This window comes from Vibrio sp. 2132-1, from assembly GCF_033344315.1.
In genome coordinates this window covers 38,805-55,581 of the sequence record NZ_JAWPON010000024.1, presented here as the reverse complement: position 1 = coordinate 55,581, position 16,777 = coordinate 38,805, and the positions used below count along the sequence as shown (strand labels likewise).

Below are 16,777 nucleotides of genomic sequence, written 5' to 3'. Positions count from 1 at the left end.
CTTTAAAATACAAAACGCCCGATGAAGTACATCGAGCGTTTTAGTTAAAAAGTGTCAACCCATATCAGGACGGGTCAGGGTTACCCATGATCTTTTTGCTTTTTAAGCTTTTGACCACCCATGATCTTATTGCTGTGCGACCTTCTTTGTCTGGTCCATAAGACCCAGAGCACCAAAGCCAGTAATCACATCTAGGTTTGTTTTCAAGCCCGTTTCGTCACTTCCACCAATGTAATTTTGTGGCATCTGAACTTGGAAGTTTTGCAAATTGTTGTACAGCGAGTTCGCTACGTCTCGATTCAATTCTGCCAAGTAAACTTCACGGTTTGCTCCTAACGCTGCATACTTACCTTTTAGGACTTCAGATTCTGCGCGACCTTTCGCTAATATCGCTTTCGCTTCAAACTCAGCAGAAAGTGCGTTCGCTTTTTGAATCGCTAAGTTAGCCTCTGCGATAGCTAGCTCTTTCTCCTTCTCGACTTCAGCAAGTCGTTTGGTTTTTTCCACTTCAACGATTTCACGCTCTGCAATCTGACGCGCCACTTCCACTTCTTTTTGTTGAGCAATAATTGCGAGTTCTTTACCACGCTGGGCGTCTTGCACCTCACGTGTTCGTTGAATCTCTTTGCGTAACTGCTCGGTCTCTGCCTGTGCTTTCGACGTTTCTTGTTCCTGAATCGCGCGAATACGATCCGCCACTAAACGCTTTTTATCTGCCAATAGCTGATCTAATTGCTTTTCTGGCTGCGGGTCACCAATGGTCACCTGCGTCACTTGAATACCGTATTGTTGTAACGGATTGTCTTGACGAATTGGTTGCCCGGTTTTGTCTACGACTGGCACAGTTTTCCATACCAGTTGATTGGTGCGCTGTAATTGGTTCGGATTAGCTTGATTCACCCCAACAGGCGCAAGATCCAACTCTTCCACTTCAACCTGACGTCGCTCTGTTAGATAAATCCCCTCTCGTAACTGATCGCCAAGTTTCGATTTGAACTGGTTCAAACCACCTTGGAAAAACTCTTCACCCGTGTATTGGGTTGCGGTAATCACCGTTACGTTACGTGCGTTCTTTACAAGCAGCGCATCGATCAAGTTACTGTTGTTGCGGAACTCTTTATGCATCTTCTTCACCGCTTCAGGGTCATTACTGAGCTTAAAGCGGAATGTTACGGGGATCTGACCAATATAGGTGTCGGCAAATCGAACCTGAATCGCATCAAGACGTTGATAAAAATCTTCGCCCTTGCTGTTACCGAATGACACGGTGATCACTTGGTCATACTTGGTGATTTTGGACAGAAATGGCATACGAAAATGAATGCCAGGTTCAGTAAACACATCCAACTCACCAGTAATATTATTCTGATGCACGTAGCTGTAACCCGCATCGGTCATCAGCACCGAGCTATTAATCGTTAAGCCTATTGCCAACAGCGGTACGCCAAATACGGCTGCTTTTAATCCTTTATGTAGTAACTGACGTCTTTCTTCCACCTTTAAACCCCTTCCTAAACCTCTGCTTTCCATTTTGTTCTCCTTTTTTGGATTGTTACTGAGTTAAATCGATAAAAATCAGATTGCTATGCAACTCAGCAACAAGTACTAATGTATCAAAATGTTACATTAAGGAATAATCGACAGATTCATGGAACAAATAAGATTTTTACGAATAATACAAAATCATCAAAAATTTGCGGAGGATATCGATGTTTTACGCAGAGGGATTAAAAGAGAAGAATCACAGGCAATAAAAAAGGCCGCCGAAGCGACCTTTCTAACAATCATATAAAGTGCTTACTTCACACGACCTACGTATTCAGCAGTACGAGTATCTACGCGAATCACTTCACCAATTGAGATGAACAGAGGAACACGAACAACAGCGCCAGTTGATAGCGTCGCTGGTTTACCGCCAGTACCTTGAGTATCACCTTTCAGGCCTGGATCTGTGTCTACAACTTCTAGCTCAACGAAGTTTGGTGGAGTAACAGTAATTGGGTTACCGTTCCAAAGAGTGATCATACAAGTGTTGTTTTCTACCAACCACTTAGCGTTTTCACCTACCGCTTTTGCATCCGCTGCGATCTGTTCAAACGTTTCACTGTTCATAAAGTGGTAGAATTCGCCGTCTGAATATAGATAATCTAGGTCGATATCCATTACGTCTGCCACTTCACAAGTGTCACCAGACTTGAATGTTTTCTCTAGCACTTTACCAGAAAGAAGTTTACGAATTTTAACACGGTTGAACGCTTGGCCTTTACCTGGTTTAACGTATTCGTTTTCCAGAATTACACAAGGCTCGTTATCAAGCATTAACTTAAGACCGCCTTTAAATTCATTGGTGCTAACTGTAGCCATTTTTTCCTCTTACATTCTTAGAGCTAAATTCAATGCCGCACATAATAACCCGAAAAGTCGAATCTGTTGAGCAAAACTGGCTCAAACAGTTGGCGAATGGGATCTCTGATCCTGCAAAATTGCTCGAAATACTGGAAATTGATCCTTCACCGTGGCAAGACGGGTTTGCCGCGCGCAAGCTGTTTGCACAGCGTGTACCGCAAAGTTTTGTCGATAGGATGGAGAAAGGCAACCCTAAAGACCCTCTTTTACGTCAGGTTTTACCACTGAGCGACGAATTTGAGGTGCATCCGGGTTACTCCAATGATCCATTGGAAGAGCAGGACAATGAAGTCCCTGGCCTGCTACACAAGTATCGCAACCGCGCCCTGATGATTGTCAAAGGTGGCTGCGCGGTAAATTGCCGTTACTGTTTTCGTCGTCACTTCCCTTATCAAGAGAACAAAAGCGGGAAACAAGCCTGGACCAAGTGCTTAGAGTACATGGCACAACAACCAGAGTTGAACGAAGTCATCTTCTCAGGTGGTGATCCATTAATGGCAAAAGACGATGAGATTCATTGGCTTTTAGAGCACATTGCTCACATTCCTCACATCAAACGTCTGCGTATTCATAGCCGTTTACCTGTGGTGATTCCAGCTCGAGTCACTGATGAACTATGCCAACTTCTGCAAGCATCAAGGTTACAAATCATCCTCGTCACTCACATCAACCATGCCAACGAAATCAATGACGAATTTGCTGAACAGATGTTCAAGCTCAAAAGAGCGGGCGTTACGCTTCTAAACCAAGGCGTTCTGCTGAAAGGCGTGAATGATTCGGTAGAAGCTCAAGTGGCGTTAAGTGAGGCCTTATTTGACGCGGGTATCTTGCCTTATTACCTCCACGTTCTTGATAAGGTGCAAGGCGCAGCGCACTACTTTATTTCGGACGAAGAAGCGAAAGCTATTATGCGCGGACTCATCACGCGTGTATCGGGTTATCTGGTACCAAAACTCACACGAGAAGTTGGTGGCAGGCCAAGTAAAACGCCGTTGGATTTGCATTTAGAATAAGCTCTGACACTCAATTAAATTTGTCGTCTAGATTGATTATTTTTGTTCGCTTTGCACGGTAAGTCTATGCATACTCCGCACTTTTGGAGGTCAAGATGCATACAGCATTCGAACAAATTTTCGATCTTGGCCCATTCAGTTGGCCTGCCCTACTATGCTGCGCCATTAATGGGCTCATGATCGGTATAGAGCGCCAAACTCGTGGTAAACCGGTTGGCATTCGCACAGCAATATTAATTATTTCAGGCACCTACCTGTTTATGTCGATGGCAGTGTCGTTATCGCCAAATACTCTTGATCAAGCACGAGTGCTTGGTCAGATCATTACTGGCGTCGGCTTCTTAGGCGCTGGCGTTATGATGACACTTGATGGAAAAATCCATGGCGTAACATCCGCGGCTGTAATATGGGTGCTAGCAGGTTTAGGTTTGATGATAGGTTTGGGTTATTTAACGCAGTCGGTGGTTATTACTCTCCTGACATTAACCGTGTTGTTAGGTGTGGATAAAGCAGAAAACCACATCAAAGCATTACGCCGCGGTGTTCATCAAAGAATTCAACAACGCAAAACTTCATCACGATTAATTAAATAGTTAACGCTCCGAGAAACTCGCTTCATCTCATCAGTAATTAAAGAGCCCTCGACGAACATCGAGGGCTTTCTGTATATAAAGATTCTGACTTTCTCAGGGATTACTTAGCAAAGTTGATGAGTGGGAAACACTTGAAGAAACCGTTATCCGCACAGTTCAAAAGACCAATTTGCACACCATCGATTTGATCGGTCATGTTGAAGAAACCAAACTGGAAATTAGACTTCTTAGAGATACTCGCTAAGCCCACATCCGCCATGGTGTAGCCTTCAGAATAGTTCACCGCGCTCCAGTTCAAGCCTTTTACGTTGTTCGTAATGTTAACAGCACCCAAGTTAACACCCGTCGTCTGACCTTGGTTCCAGTTAACTAAGCCTAAAGACGCGCCTTTCATTTCTTGATTTACTTTTGCTGCACCAAAAAACAGACCGAAGTTCACACCTGTCGTACGATCCGTTTCTGACATACCAAGCAGTGAAAAGTCGACACCTTTAACCTCATTTACCTGCCCATGCAACACAGCTAAACGAACGCCACCTACTGAAGAATTAGAGGGTGCGTTTGTGTTATCGATAGTAGAGAACATCACAGGTGTACTGTCGGCAAAAGCAACAGGTGATGCGATAGCGGCTGCAACCGCCAATGACGTCATAAGCTTTTTCATTTTCATCTCCATGATGGGAAGCAACAATTTACAACATAGTGTAATGTTCAGATTTTGCTCTGTCCCCGTTCAAAAAGTGTTAGCAATAGGTCAGATTTAACCATCTGACTCAAAAGAAAAAATATTTCTCTTCGATTTTTTGCTTCTGAAATGGCGCTTTTTACGCTCAAAAATTTCATGATAAGCCACACCAGAACGTCATGTTTCTCAGGTGACACGCATAAAAAAGTCGAGGCATCTGCCTCGACTTTTAAGGGTTTGGTCGGTTATCTTTCCGCTATAAGGTTTCCCTAGAGCGATGAGATAAGCTGGCTTACATCATGCCACCCAAAAACACAAAAAAGCCTTAAACTACCGATATTTAAGGAGTTGTGGTATCATTTGTCTCTACATTAGTCTCCACTTTTGGGTACACAATGCCTCAAGATACCAAATATTTAAAGAAGCGTAAGAACCGAGATGTTTGGCTTTTTTCTAAACGTATCCCTAAGCAGATCCAGCACCTATACGAAGGAAAAGAAGTCTATACCAAGTCCTTACAGACCTCGTGCATCAAAACAGCCAGACTACGTAGGAACGCCCTTCTTGCAGAAATGAGTTTAAAAGAAGAGCAAGCTATTGATGGAGGACGAGCTACTTTCATCAGCTTCTATAGAACACTCAAAGAAGCCAAAGAAATACACGGTTATGACCCTTACGGACAGCACTACAATATTGATTTAGAAGATGTAACCAATACAGACCTCTACCCTGAAATACAACAGGAGGCGTTGAGGGCTGTCTATTCAGGTGAAACACCACTCAAATATACCTGTACATTACGGGAGTCTATGACTGAGTGGTTAGAGCTGAATAGAAACAAAAATAAAGACACTATATCCAAAGTTAAATCTACAACCGAACGCTTTCTTAAGCACTGTGGAGTGTTTGACTTGCCGCTGCTCAGTATTGAGCGGTCTTCTGTTGTTAACTTCATTCACGAGCTATCAGACGAGTGCTCTGTATCAACGATTAGGGCTCACTTAAGTAGGCTGAAGACTGTCTATAAACATGCATGGGATATGGGACGAATCAAGAACAAAGACAACCCTTTTGCAGATCATTCATTGGCTCACCTCGAAACGCAGAAGGAAAAGAAACCTAAGCAACTCTTCACTAGAGAGCAAATGCAATTATTGGCTCAATGGGCTGATGAACAAACGGCTAAAGGTTCAAACATGGGTCTTCTATTCCGCCTTGGTCTCTTCACTGGGAGTAGGATTGGGGAGCTCTGTAGGATTAAGGTTAAAGATGTCTATACAGATTCTGGGGTTACTGCAATCAAAGTTAGAGTTGGTAAGACCTCAGCAGCCCAACGAACGGTGCCATTGACAGATTCATTAGCTACAGAAGTATTACAACTGGTAGAAGGGAGAGACCCTGAAGCCAAGTTACTTGGTTTAAATGGAGACAAGGCTAGCCGTGATTTCTCTCGCTTTAAAGTAGCAAATGTTAGCAAAGACTCATCTCAATGCTTTCACAGCCTTCGTGTTCATCTCTCAACAGCGTTGCTTAGAGCAGGAATACAGGAGGTTCGCTCTGCCTTCATTGTTGGTCATGAAGGCGGTAAGACTATGACTTATGGTTATTACGCTAAAGGGGATGAGCTAACGACCCTTAAAGAATATGTAGACAAAGCTGAAGAAGTTATTAAACGTGACTGGCTAAGCTAAAGAATTAGTTTCTACCTAGCAGACCCGAGGGTTGATTTAAATTCTCAGCCCTACGGGTCAAAATATTATTGACCAGCGTTGCTGCTTCCCTAATCAACTACAATAATTTTTACTTTCCCTACCGATCACCAATCCGTATTTTATTAGCAAAACCCCTTCTTTTCTTTATAAAAACCATGCCAAATTGAAACTTTTAACACATTGTTCCGCTTAGTTAAAGGTTTAGCATTGCCACATATGCATCACATCACATAAAAGCCGTGATAACATAGATGTTTTACACCACAGGAGAACATTTACACATGGAGCGCTTTTACCTAGATTTGGACCGCAATGAACCAATACCCGAGCTTAAGAATATGCATCTCGATTCGCGCATGATGATACATGTGGACGTCTGGCATCGGAATAAAGAAGAAGCAGAGGGGTGGGAAGCCTTTTGGGCTCCAATGTTTGACACAATAGAAAGGTGTGAAGAGCGCTTCGATGGAGAAAAACTAGTAATGCTATCTGCTGCGCTACGTATTGACAGTGAACTTCCTCCCGGAGGAAGAAGAATTTTGGTCCGCATTTGTAATGTAGGGATGGGAGAAGAAGAGGATTAACCAACCGTGAAAATACCTAGCTCAAAACCATTCGTTTATGAACCTACCTAACTGATAGGAGAGGAAACTGTCTCCTAAGTACCCCATTGACATTTTGAGCTAGGCTCATAAAATGAACCCTACTTTATTTGAGGCGGAGAGCTGTTGCTTATGACTGCTAGGACTTATTTTTATTGCCGAGTCTCCACGACAGAGCAAACCACAGCAAACCAGATCGAAGCTTTTAAGAAAGCTGGTTATGAGGTCAACCCTGACTTTGTGGTTGAGGACACCATTTCTGGTGCTGTATGCGCTATGGAACGCAAAGGCTTTAAAGTGCTGGTGGAACATAAGCTTGTAAAAGGCGATACGCTGGTGGTCTTGAAGCTTGACCGTTTAGGTCGTGACAACATAGACATCCAGCAAACCACTCAGCTCCTATTGGAAAAAGGTATTGATGTCCATTGCTTAGACCTGCCACACAAAGACCTGAGCAGCTCTGAAGGCAAGTTGATGTTAGACATCTTTGCTGCATTTGCAGAGTTCGAGAGAGCCCGTATTCGTGAACGCACGATGGAGGGACAAGCAAGGGCTAGAGCTGAAGGTAAAACCATTGGCAGACCTCCAAAGGCAACGCCTCAAAAAGTGGCTCAGCTACGCTCTGAGGGGCTTTCCATAGCGAAAACCGCAGAGAAGCTAAATATATCAATTGCAACTGTTAAACGCTTATCAGCAGAAGCTAAAAAGAAAGGAGAGTTATGACAACGACCACACCACCAGCAAAGACTGTAGACACAAACACCGTTATCCGAGCGTATACCGATGGAGCCTGTAGCGGTAATCCGGGACCGGGAGGTTGGGGATTCGTTCTGGCTCGTGATGATAAACGCTTGAGAAGGTCTGGCGGAGAGAAGCAGACAACTAACCAGAGAATGGAGCTAACAGCCGCTATAAAGGCTCTGGAGGAGCTCAAGGGAAGATACCCTAACAACCCTATTACGGTTTACACAGACAGCACATACGTGCGTGATGGGATCACTAAGTGGATTGTTAATTGGAAAAAGAATGGCTGGCGTAAATCCAATAGAACCCCTGTCCTCAATGCTGACCTGTGGAGACAGTTAGATACCCTAAATGAAGAGATGTCTGTTACTTGGGAGTGGGTAAAGGGACATGCGGGTCATAAAGAGAATGAAGAAGCAGATGCGCTAGCCAAACAGGCAACTCCAAGAAAATAGAACCAACATTAAGCAAACGGAGATAATCACAATGACAGAAAAGAATAATGAATTAAGTCTTTGTACTTGTCCTGAATGTGGTCACGTCAATAAAGTTGAAACTGTAGACCTTTGGAAGCTCAGTGAGGACTGCTGGTCTCACCTGATACCGGATAGTGAACTAGGTGAGCTTTATGAGTTTCACGACTTAACAGAAGCAGCTTAAAGCCCTATTAGACCTCGGGGCTTGTAGAGAGCCTTGGGGTCATCTTTAATTAACTCGCTAGATGTTTAACTTTTAACCAAAAAAAATCAACTTTTTAAATCACACTTTGTGTAAACGTAGCCGGACGACGCAATCGCTTATAGCCCAGCGTACTCCGCACCCTCCTCCCCTACGGGGCAGCACAGTAAACCTCAGAAAAAATTATTTTAGTTTTGACCATATGCGCATACAGCCTAGAACGAATTAGTAATAGAAGTAGAACATTATGAACCAATTCATGGCAGATAGCAGACACTCCGATTTAGACCCAAGAATCCTGATCTTAGACCCAATGATGCAAGCTCGTGACGTTGAGCTCATCAAGGATAAACGTTTGAGATCAGCACAAGAAACAAAGCAAGAAAGCCAAGATAAAGAGATTCTTGAAGACCTACGTAATGGACAACAAATACGACAGCCTATTACCGTATTTGTGGTTGATGACAGGCATTATGTGGTGGACGGATTTCACCGTACCAAAGCCTGCCTTAAATATCTTGAAGAGAATCCTGAAGTGGATTTATTCCTGCCTGCGTTAGTCGTTGATAATAGAACCTACGCAGAAGCTTTCTCTGCTGCACAGGATGCCAATCAATCTCATGGGGTTGGAGTTACCCACGATGAGGTAATGCAGGCAAAGTTTCGTAAACTCATTGTGAATCGAATGTTTGACCTCAGCATATCAGAAGTAAAAGAAGTGGTTGGTTGTAGCCAAGGCCAAGCGGCACATATTGCTAGAGGGCTTAAGGTCTGTGGTGCAGCATTGAAAGGGTATACCGATATTGAAATCGTTGATATGGATGATTTTGTAGACTCTCTCAAGTTTGGCCTAGAAAGTCAGTATGCATTACCCCGAAGCTGTTGGGACTCTAAGGGGTTCCCTAAGATTAGACGCCTATCAGACGCTATCACTGGTAAAGACAATTTCCCCATTGATGAGGATAACGAATGGGAAAAGCATCAAATCAAGGATGCTTCAAACAAACTCAGCCGTCTCATCGAAGATTATGGAGAGGACATATTTAGAGAAGGTTTACGGAAAGCCGTGAGGGGCTATAAAAGTTGCAAGTTAGGTATATCAGTCTCTCAGCGTAACCTGTGGCGTGAAAAGAACGGGATAACTGAAGATAGCTTGAAGTTCTAAAACCCAGACTTTTCAAGAAAAACCACTGCTGACATTGACGACTTTTAGAAATCCATAAATTAGCCTGAAAGCCTTGTAACACGGGGCCTACAGGCTATTTTTGGTCTGGGTGTACACGTGTGTACAGTGAGGGAGCTTAGGGTGTACACAACAGTATAATTTGATAACGATATAAGCCGTAAAATCCAAAGGTATCTTGCAATAAAATACCGCAAAGTGAACGGCTACAACGACGATCTAAGTAATACAATTTATCTGGATTAGTCAGGACGTGCTCTGCCAGTTCTCTAACAGAGATATAATCAGATCTGACAGATTACTCTAGCTCATTTTTGCCCCAAAGTGTGTTATGGACCTAATTCTTACCTCAGATTAGTTACCACTTTTGAGATAAAAAAGTAATGGATAGCAAAAGCAAAGATCTGACGCCATAGCTATCTTTTCCTAGAGCATTGAGTAACCAATTATTTTATGTAGTGAACTTGTTTTACTTAAAGTGACAACTTCCAGCTAACACTTCATATGAGTGCCATCACATTAAAATTAATTACATATGTTAATCTCTAATCACCTAGAACGCGATAGGAGCAGATAGTTAGTGAAGAAGATTGACTTGCACATTCATACTGTTAGTACGCCCAGTGATAGGCGATTTGATTTTAGTATGGAACGGTTGGAGTGGTACGTAACAGAGGGCAACCTAGATGCTATTGCAATAACCAATCACAACATGTTTGACTTAACTCAATTCCGGTTAATCCAAGAACAGCTTGAGATAAAAGTATTTCCGGGGATCGAAGTTGATGTTGAAGGGACGCACCTGTTGGTTATAGCCGAAGATAATGAACTCAATGACTTTAAGGCTCGCTGCGATAAAATCACGGAATTGATACCTGACAAGCACACTTCAATCACTTTTGAAGAATTCCACGAAGTATTTACTGATCTATCAAAATATCTTCTTATCCCTCACTATAAGAAATCCCCTGAAGTAAAAGAAGAAACGTTAATTAAACTCTTTGATTTTGTAACAGCGGGAGAAGTTACTAGCCCGAGGAAATTTACTTATTGCATAAAAGATGAAAGCGCACTAGTGCCTGTATGCTTCAGTGACTTGCGTATAGAAGAAAACCTCAAAGTTGTTCCGGCGAGACAAACGTATATAGACATCGGCGATATTACACTGACAGCTCTAAAGGTTGCATTATCCGACAAACATAAAGTACACCTATCAAAAGACGATGGACACCAGTTCTTTGAGGTTTTAAGCAATGGCCTGACGTTATCTACTGGGCTAAATGTCGTTCTAGGGGAACGATCAACAGGTAAATCGCACACTCTAAATCTAATTGCAGAACAGAATGACACTGAAGATATACGAGTTAAGTATGTTAAACAATTTTCTCTCCTACAGAGAGATGAAGATGACGAAAAAGAGTTCTCAAGAAACCTTTCCACAAGTCAGTCTAGAATTACCGAAGATTACTTAAAAGAGTTTAAAGAATCGGTAGATTTGATGAGAGATGTTGATTTAGCCCGATCAAATAGAGAACTCAACGCCTTTGTAGACTCCTTGCTCAATCACGCAGCGGAATCTCATAAACTTGACTCTTTTGCCAAGGCAAAGCTCTTTACAGAGTCAAACTTTACTGTAGATGATTTGGATTCATTGAAATCACTAGTCAATGCCGCAATGACTCTAGCTGATAACATTGGGTACAAAGAGATTATCAATAGACATATTTCAGGTGATGACCTAAAGGGTTTGGTCATCGACTTGATAAAGGAATATAACAAAAACAGAGAATTGGAACTCAAGAAGTCATTTGTCAATGATATTGTGGACAATATCAAGAGTGAGCTGAAGATGCACACTGCGGCTGCACCAATCAGTGAGATCGACTTATACAAACTTGCTCTGGACCAAAAGAAAGTTGGTAGGTTTGACACCTTGTGCAACTCTATTCAACAAGAAAAAGAATTTCTCCGGAAAGACATACAAGGTTTTTCTAAGGTCGCAAGAAGAAGCGCATTTGCTAATGCTCGTGATGTTGGTGCAGTTCTAGGAAAGCAGATAGCTTTTTCCAACGCGTTCTCTCAGTATGGTTCGGGTGGTTTTGCTTACCTCGAAGAACTACGAAAAATAGAAGCTCTGGCCGAAACTGACTATCACAAGCTTTTCGCAAAAATTAGCTACGATATTTTAAACTCGTCTGGCTATCAGGTATCCGGCGGAGAACGCTCGGAATACAGGCTGCTACAAGAAATAAGTGATGCAAGTCAGTTTGATCTTCTGCTTATTGATGAGCCTGAGTCTTCTTTTGATAACAGATTCCTATTTAGAAAAGTTAATAGCCTTATAAAGGAAATGTCCGGCTTTATGCCCGTGATTCTCGTGACACACAACAGTACTGTTGGCGCATCGATAAAACCTGACTATCTGGTATATACGAGTAAGAGAATAGATGAAGGCAAAGTGCAGTACGAGCTATACACTGGGCATCCAACAGACAAAGTGCTTATCGGGCTTGACGGTCGAGAAACGAACAATCACACGGTACTACTTGATTGCTTAGAAGCGGGTAGCGAACCATATTTAGCTAGAAGGAGAGAATATGAAGTGCTTGAAGATCGATAATGGCAAAGGCGTTTTTTCATTGGATGGCGAGTCTTGGAAAGTACTCGACGAAGTATCTAAAGAAGACATACTAGTCATTGTGAACAAGTGCTTAGAAGATGGCTTTGAAATGGACGATCCTTCTGAAGCTACAGTGCATAACAAAGCACACGAAATAATATACAAACATCTATATGCAAAATTTGCAGAGCTTAATAATCAGCGAGATAGGTTCAAGGATGAAAGCGAAAACCTATTCAAAGAATCCTTAGCAAAATATAGCTAATTTAAAGTGTCTCAAAGCTGGGAGGTTTCTCCCAGTTTTTACTATTCGCAGTGCGATTTTATTAGCTAAACGAATAGTTCATTTCGCTGATTAATTGATGATTTCAGCCACTTCATCAAAGCTTATGAAGCACGTTAATCTCTATCAGCAGCTAATCCCATCCTAACTCAGCTTTGTCCGGAAGCGATTTTGGTGGCATAAAGGACTGTCTGTACGGCTAGGTCACGCTTCACCACCATAGGTGTCAGATCGTGTATGAGTCAGTACAGTCTAGCGGTATAGAATCAAACCTTACATTTTTTCTATTCGTGATTTGTAAACGTAAGTATGAGTAGTCTCACCAGAAGTAGTTACATTAGACAAATTACCATCTCTTAGGGCGTATATTACAAAAACAGGCTCAAACAAAAACATAGAGAACTTAAAACAAAAGGCTACCAAGCGATTAAGCCTGATAGCCTCTTAGAGTGCTTACAATGAGCGTTTTAACGTCTTACCTAGACCATGCCATTGATACCCCAAACGGGGCTATAAACGTCTCTACATGCGTCTCTACACATCCAGAAAAAACCCTTATAAATCAACAGCAAGTCATGGCATGGATTGTTACATCATGCCGCCCATACCGCCCATGCCACCCATGCCGCCCATGTCAGGCATCGCTGGCGCGTCTTTTTGCGGTAGGTCAGTAACCATCGCTTCAGTTGTGATCATCAGACCTGCAACCGATGCTGCGAATTGTAGTGCAGAACGAGTAACTTTAGTTGGATCTAGGATACCCATTTCTAGCATGTCGCCGTATTCGCCTGTTGCCGCGTTGTAGCCGTAGCTACCTTCACCCGCTTTCACGTTGTTCGCAACAACTGAGTCTTCCTCACCTGCGTTCTTCGTGATTTGACGGATTGGCGCTTCCATTGCACGTAGTGCAACGCGGATACCAACGTTTTGTTCTTCGTTGTCACCCGTTAGGTGAGCAATCTTAGATGCCGCGCGGATAAGTGCAACACCACCACCAGCAACAACACCTTCTTCAACCGCTGCGCGAGTTGCGGCTAGCGCATCTTCTACACGGTCTTTCTTCTCTTTCATTTCAACTTCAGTCGCTGCACCGACTTTGATTACTGCAACACCGCCAGCCAGTTTAGCTACGCGCTCTTGTAGTTTCTCTTTGTCGTAGTCTGAAGTTGCGTCTTCGATTTGTTGACGAATCTGAGCAACACGGCCAGAGATCATCTCTTCTTCACCGATACCATCGATGATAGTCGTGTTTTCCTTCGTGATAGAAACACGCTTTGCTTGACCTAGATCTTCTAGTGCAACTTTTTCTAGCTCTAGACCGATCTCTTCAGAAATCACAGTACCGCCAGTTAGGATAGCGATGTCTTGTAGCATTGCTTTACGGCGATCACCGAAGCCAGGTGCTTTCACAGCTGCAACTTTTACGATGCCACGCATGTTGTTCACAACCAATGTTGCTAGCGCTTCGCCTTCTACATCTTCTGCAATGATAAGCAGTGGACGAGATGCTTTCGCGACAGCTTCTAGCGTTGGAAGAAGCTCACGAATGTTTGAGATCTTCTTGTCTACCAGAAGAATGAATGGGTTTTCTAGATCAACACTGCCTGATTCTTGGTTGTTGATGAAGTAAGGAGACAGGTAACCGCGGTCGAACTGCATACCTTCTACTACGTCTAACTCGTCTTGTAGCGCCTGACCTTCTTCAACCGTGATAACGCCATCACGACCCACACGCTCCATTGCTTCTGCAATGATATTACCTACGCTTGCGTCTGAGTTTGCAGAGATAGTACCAACCTGCGCGATCGCTTTTGTGTCGTTACATTCAACAGAAAGCTCTTTTAGTTGCTCAACTGCCGCGGCAACAGCTTTGTCGATACCACGCTTAAGATCCATTGGGTTCATGCCCGCTGCGACTGCTTTTAGACCTTCGTTAACGATAGATTGTGCTAGTACCGTTGCTGTTGTTGTACCGTCACCCGCTGCGTCGTTTGCTTTAGACGCAACTTCTTTAACCATTTGTGCGCCCATGTTCTGGAATTTATCTTCCAGCTCGATTTCACGCGCTACTGATACACCATCTTTAGTGATAGTCGGTGCACCAAAAGATTTGTCTAGAACGACATTACGTCCTTTAGGACCCAGTGTTACTTTTACTGCGTCAGCCAGAACGTTTACACCTTCCAGCATTTTAACTCGTGCGTCATTACCAAATTTAACGTCTTTAGCAGCCATCTTTGATTTCCTTTCTAAAATTCTTTGTGTGTAATTTCGTAATTGAATCTGAGCAAAAAATTACTCAATGATTGCTATTATTCAACGATCGCCATGATGTCGTTTTCAGACATGACAAGCACTTCTTTACCGTCGATTTTTTCAGTTTTTGTACCGTAACCTTCAGCGAAGATAACGGTATCACCGACTTTAACGTCTAGTGGCAGTACGGTGCCGTTTTCTAGGATGCGGCCTTTACCCACAGCTAGAACAACACCGCGAGTCGATTTTTCTGCAGCAGAACCAGTCAGAACGATGCCACCAGCAGACTTAGATTCAACTTCTTTACGTTCAACGATAACTCGGTCATGTAATGGACGAATGTTCATCGGTCGTCTCTCCTGAAAATTTCCATGTTTATTTGATAATTGTCCTTAGGGACTGTAGCCCCAGACACGTGATCCCTATATAAGGGGTCGAAGCAGCGATCCCAAGGGGGTGGCACAAAATTTTTGTGACTTAGTTAAAATAACGAACAACTAGGCAACGGTTTGCGTTAGAAATGCTCACTCGCTCGGCATCTCGCTTTCTTGTATCCTTGCAGTTTGCTCACCAGATAGTTGTCACACATGCAGGAAAATAACAAGCTAGAACCCCAAGCGACCGATAAGCATGGTTTGTTGACCGCACCCATTCCTGAAACGCTGCGGAAAATGACCGTCCCCATGACTATGGGCATGATCGCAATTTTGATGTTTAACTTGGTGGACACGTTTTTTATCTCGCTGCTTGGCACTCAAGCGCTAGCGGCTATCAGCTATACCTTCCCTGTCACCTTTGCGGTTAACTGCATTACGATGGGGATTGGGATGGGACTATCGACCAATATTGGTCGCTTGCTTGGGCAAGGTCATGCACCACAAGCTGCTCGGTTCACCACCCACGGTTTGTTGTTAGCCGTGTTACTTGTGGCTATCACGTCTTCTATTGGCTTTACCACCATTGCGCCATTGTTTCGTTTTCTTGGTGCGTCTGATGATCTCATCCCTCTTATTGAGCAATATATGCAGGTCTGGTATCTCACCATTCCTCTGCTAGTGATCCCAATGGCGGGCAACAGTGCTATCCGAGCTACTGGCGACACAAAAACACCAGCAAAAGTCATGATGTTGGCTGGTTTGATTAATGGCATGCTCGATCCATTGTTGATTTTCGGTTATGGCCCTTTTCCGGAACTTGGCATTCAAGGCGCAGCCATAGCAAGTGCCTTTAGCTGGTTAGGTGCTTTGTGTGGCTCATTCTATGTGCTAATTAAACGGGAAAAATTGCTTGCTCAACCCCAATGGGCTTTGCTGAAACAAGACTGGCAACAGACACTAAAAATTGGTACCCCTGCTGCGCTATCAAACGCGATGAATCCGTTGTCCGGTGCCATTCTGATGATGCTGTTATCCAACCATGGTACAGCGGCGGTTGCTGCTTACGGCGCAGCGCAGCGTATTGAGTCTATATTGATTTTAGTATTGATGTCGCTGACCTCTGCCCTCACACCGTTTATGGCACAAAATTTAGGAGCCAAACAACCGCAACGAGCCTTTTCCGGTTTATTTATTAGCATGCGTTTTGCAGTGGTATTCCAAGGGTTTATCTTCTTAATGATGGTGCCACTGAGCATTCCTCTGGCTGCGCTGTTTTCTCAGGAAGATGCGGTGAAAAACCTGCTTTGGCATTATTTACTGGTGGTGCCATTTAGTTATGGCTTCCAAGGCATCGTGATGATGTTAGTCAGTGGTTTGAATGCGATGCACAAGCCATTGCGTGCATTCCAGTGGAGCTTTATGCGGCTGTTCATTTTTACCTTGCCATCGGCGTGGATCGGGAGCCAAATCTACAGCATTGAAGGCTTGTTTATCGGTATCGCGGTTGGAAATACGTTGGGTGGGCTACTGGGCTACTTGTTTGCGCTGCGCGAGCGAAAATTAACGCTCATAGAGCAGAGCAGCGTGTCTTAGCACTCGTCTATCGCTAGTTTCTTTTTTGTTGA

16 protein-coding genes are annotated in these 16,777 nt (G+C 43.5%); 11 read left to right on the top strand and 5 right to left on the bottom strand.

The features are described 5' to 3' along the window. Positions 1–126: 126 nt before the first annotated feature. Both R8N47_RS21290 and efp read right to left on the bottom strand, forming a co-directional pair. Positions 127–1,530, bottom strand: a complete 1,404-nt coding sequence (locus R8N47_RS21290) for an SPFH domain-containing protein (protein WP_042523712.1) — start codon at positions 1,528–1,530, stop codon at positions 127–129. 267 nt (positions 1,531–1,797) lie between these two features. Then, positions 1,798–2,364 carry an elongation factor P gene (gene efp, locus R8N47_RS21285; protein ID WP_005381500.1) on the bottom strand — a complete coding sequence of 189 codons (567 nt, stop codon included), beginning with the start codon at positions 2,362–2,364 and terminating at the stop codon, positions 1,798–1,800. 32 nt (positions 2,365–2,396) lie between these two features. Here efp and epmB point away from each other — a divergent pair, with 32 nt between their 5' ends. Both epmB and R8N47_RS21275 read left to right on the top strand, forming a co-directional pair. After that, the gene (gene epmB, locus R8N47_RS21280) at positions 2,397–3,419 is read left to right on the top strand and encodes an EF-P beta-lysylation protein EpmB (RefSeq protein ID WP_053307395.1); all 1,023 of its coding nucleotides are present in this window, start codon (positions 2,397–2,399) and stop codon (positions 3,417–3,419) included. A gap of 95 nt (positions 3,420–3,514) precedes the next feature. Then, positions 3,515–4,012: an MgtC/SapB family protein gene (locus tag R8N47_RS21275; RefSeq protein WP_005381504.1), complete on the top strand. Its 498-nt coding sequence runs from the start codon at positions 3,515–3,517 to the stop codon at positions 4,010–4,012. Positions 4,013–4,112: 100 nt separating this feature from the next. Here R8N47_RS21275 and R8N47_RS21270 read toward each other — a convergent pair whose 3' ends face one another. Next, the gene (locus R8N47_RS21270; RefSeq protein WP_005381507.1) at positions 4,113–4,676 is read right to left on the bottom strand and encodes a VC2662 family protein; all 564 of its coding nucleotides are present in this window, start codon (positions 4,674–4,676) and stop codon (positions 4,113–4,115) included. A 416-nt stretch (positions 4,677–5,092) separates the two neighbouring features. Here R8N47_RS21270 and R8N47_RS21265 point away from each other — a divergent pair, with 416 nt between their 5' ends. The 8 genes from R8N47_RS21265 to R8N47_RS21230 all read left to right on the top strand — a co-directional run bounded on the left by R8N47_RS21265 (position 5,093) and on the right by R8N47_RS21230 (position 12,501). After that, positions 5,093–6,388, top strand: a complete 1,296-nt coding sequence (locus R8N47_RS21265; RefSeq protein WP_170894101.1) for a tyrosine-type recombinase/integrase — start codon at positions 5,093–5,095, stop codon at positions 6,386–6,388. A gap of 302 nt (positions 6,389–6,690) precedes the next feature. Beyond that, the gene (locus tag R8N47_RS21260) at positions 6,691–6,993 is read left to right on the top strand and encodes a hypothetical protein (protein WP_318185864.1); all 303 of its coding nucleotides are present in this window, start codon (positions 6,691–6,693) and stop codon (positions 6,991–6,993) included. A gap of 150 nt (positions 6,994–7,143) precedes the next feature. After that, positions 7,144–7,734, top strand: coding sequence for a recombinase family protein (locus tag R8N47_RS21255; RefSeq protein ID WP_031779495.1), 591 nt, complete (start codon positions 7,144–7,146; stop codon positions 7,732–7,734). After that, positions 7,731–8,210, top strand: coding sequence for a ribonuclease HI (gene rnhA / locus R8N47_RS21250; protein ID WP_170894103.1), 480 nt, complete (start codon positions 7,731–7,733; stop codon positions 8,208–8,210). The genes R8N47_RS21255 and rnhA overlap by 4 nt, the downstream gene beginning before the upstream one ends. A gap of 31 nt (positions 8,211–8,241) precedes the next feature. Beyond that, positions 8,242–8,415, top strand: a complete 174-nt coding sequence (locus R8N47_RS21245) for a hypothetical protein (RefSeq protein WP_170894104.1) — start codon at positions 8,242–8,244, stop codon at positions 8,413–8,415. Between the two features lie 265 nt (positions 8,416–8,680). After that, complete coding sequence (locus tag R8N47_RS21240) at positions 8,681–9,598, top strand: ParB N-terminal domain-containing protein (RefSeq protein ID WP_170894105.1); 918 nt, start codon at positions 8,681–8,683, stop codon at positions 9,596–9,598. 598 nt (positions 9,599–10,196) lie between these two features. Then, a complete protein-coding gene (locus R8N47_RS21235; RefSeq protein WP_170894106.1) occupies positions 10,197–12,236 on the top strand; it encodes a histidinol phosphatase in 2,040 nt (679 codons plus the stop codon). Then, entirely contained in the window at positions 12,214–12,501 is a 288-nt protein-coding gene (locus tag R8N47_RS21230; RefSeq protein WP_170894107.1) for a hypothetical protein, read from the top strand. Before R8N47_RS21235 ends, R8N47_RS21230 begins: the two co-directional genes overlap by 23 nt. Before the next feature lie 606 nt (positions 12,502–13,107). On the opposite strand, the gene groL is transcribed toward R8N47_RS21230, so the two are convergent. Together groL and R8N47_RS21220 are read right to left on the bottom strand one after the other, a co-directional pair. After that, positions 13,108–14,754, bottom strand: coding sequence for a chaperonin GroEL (gene groL, locus R8N47_RS21225; RefSeq protein WP_005381509.1), 1,647 nt, complete (start codon positions 14,752–14,754; stop codon positions 13,108–13,110). A gap of 77 nt (positions 14,755–14,831) precedes the next feature. After that, positions 14,832–15,122, bottom strand: a complete 291-nt coding sequence (locus tag R8N47_RS21220) for a co-chaperone GroES (protein WP_005381516.1) — start codon at positions 15,120–15,122, stop codon at positions 14,832–14,834. 240 nt (positions 15,123–15,362) lie between these two features. On the opposite strand from R8N47_RS21220, the gene R8N47_RS21215 reads away from it, so the two are divergent. Beyond that, positions 15,363–16,745 carry an MATE family efflux transporter gene (locus R8N47_RS21215; protein WP_064354383.1) on the top strand — a complete coding sequence of 461 codons (1,383 nt, stop codon included), beginning with the start codon at positions 15,363–15,365 and terminating at the stop codon, positions 16,743–16,745. Positions 16,746–16,777 lie beyond the last annotated feature (32 nt).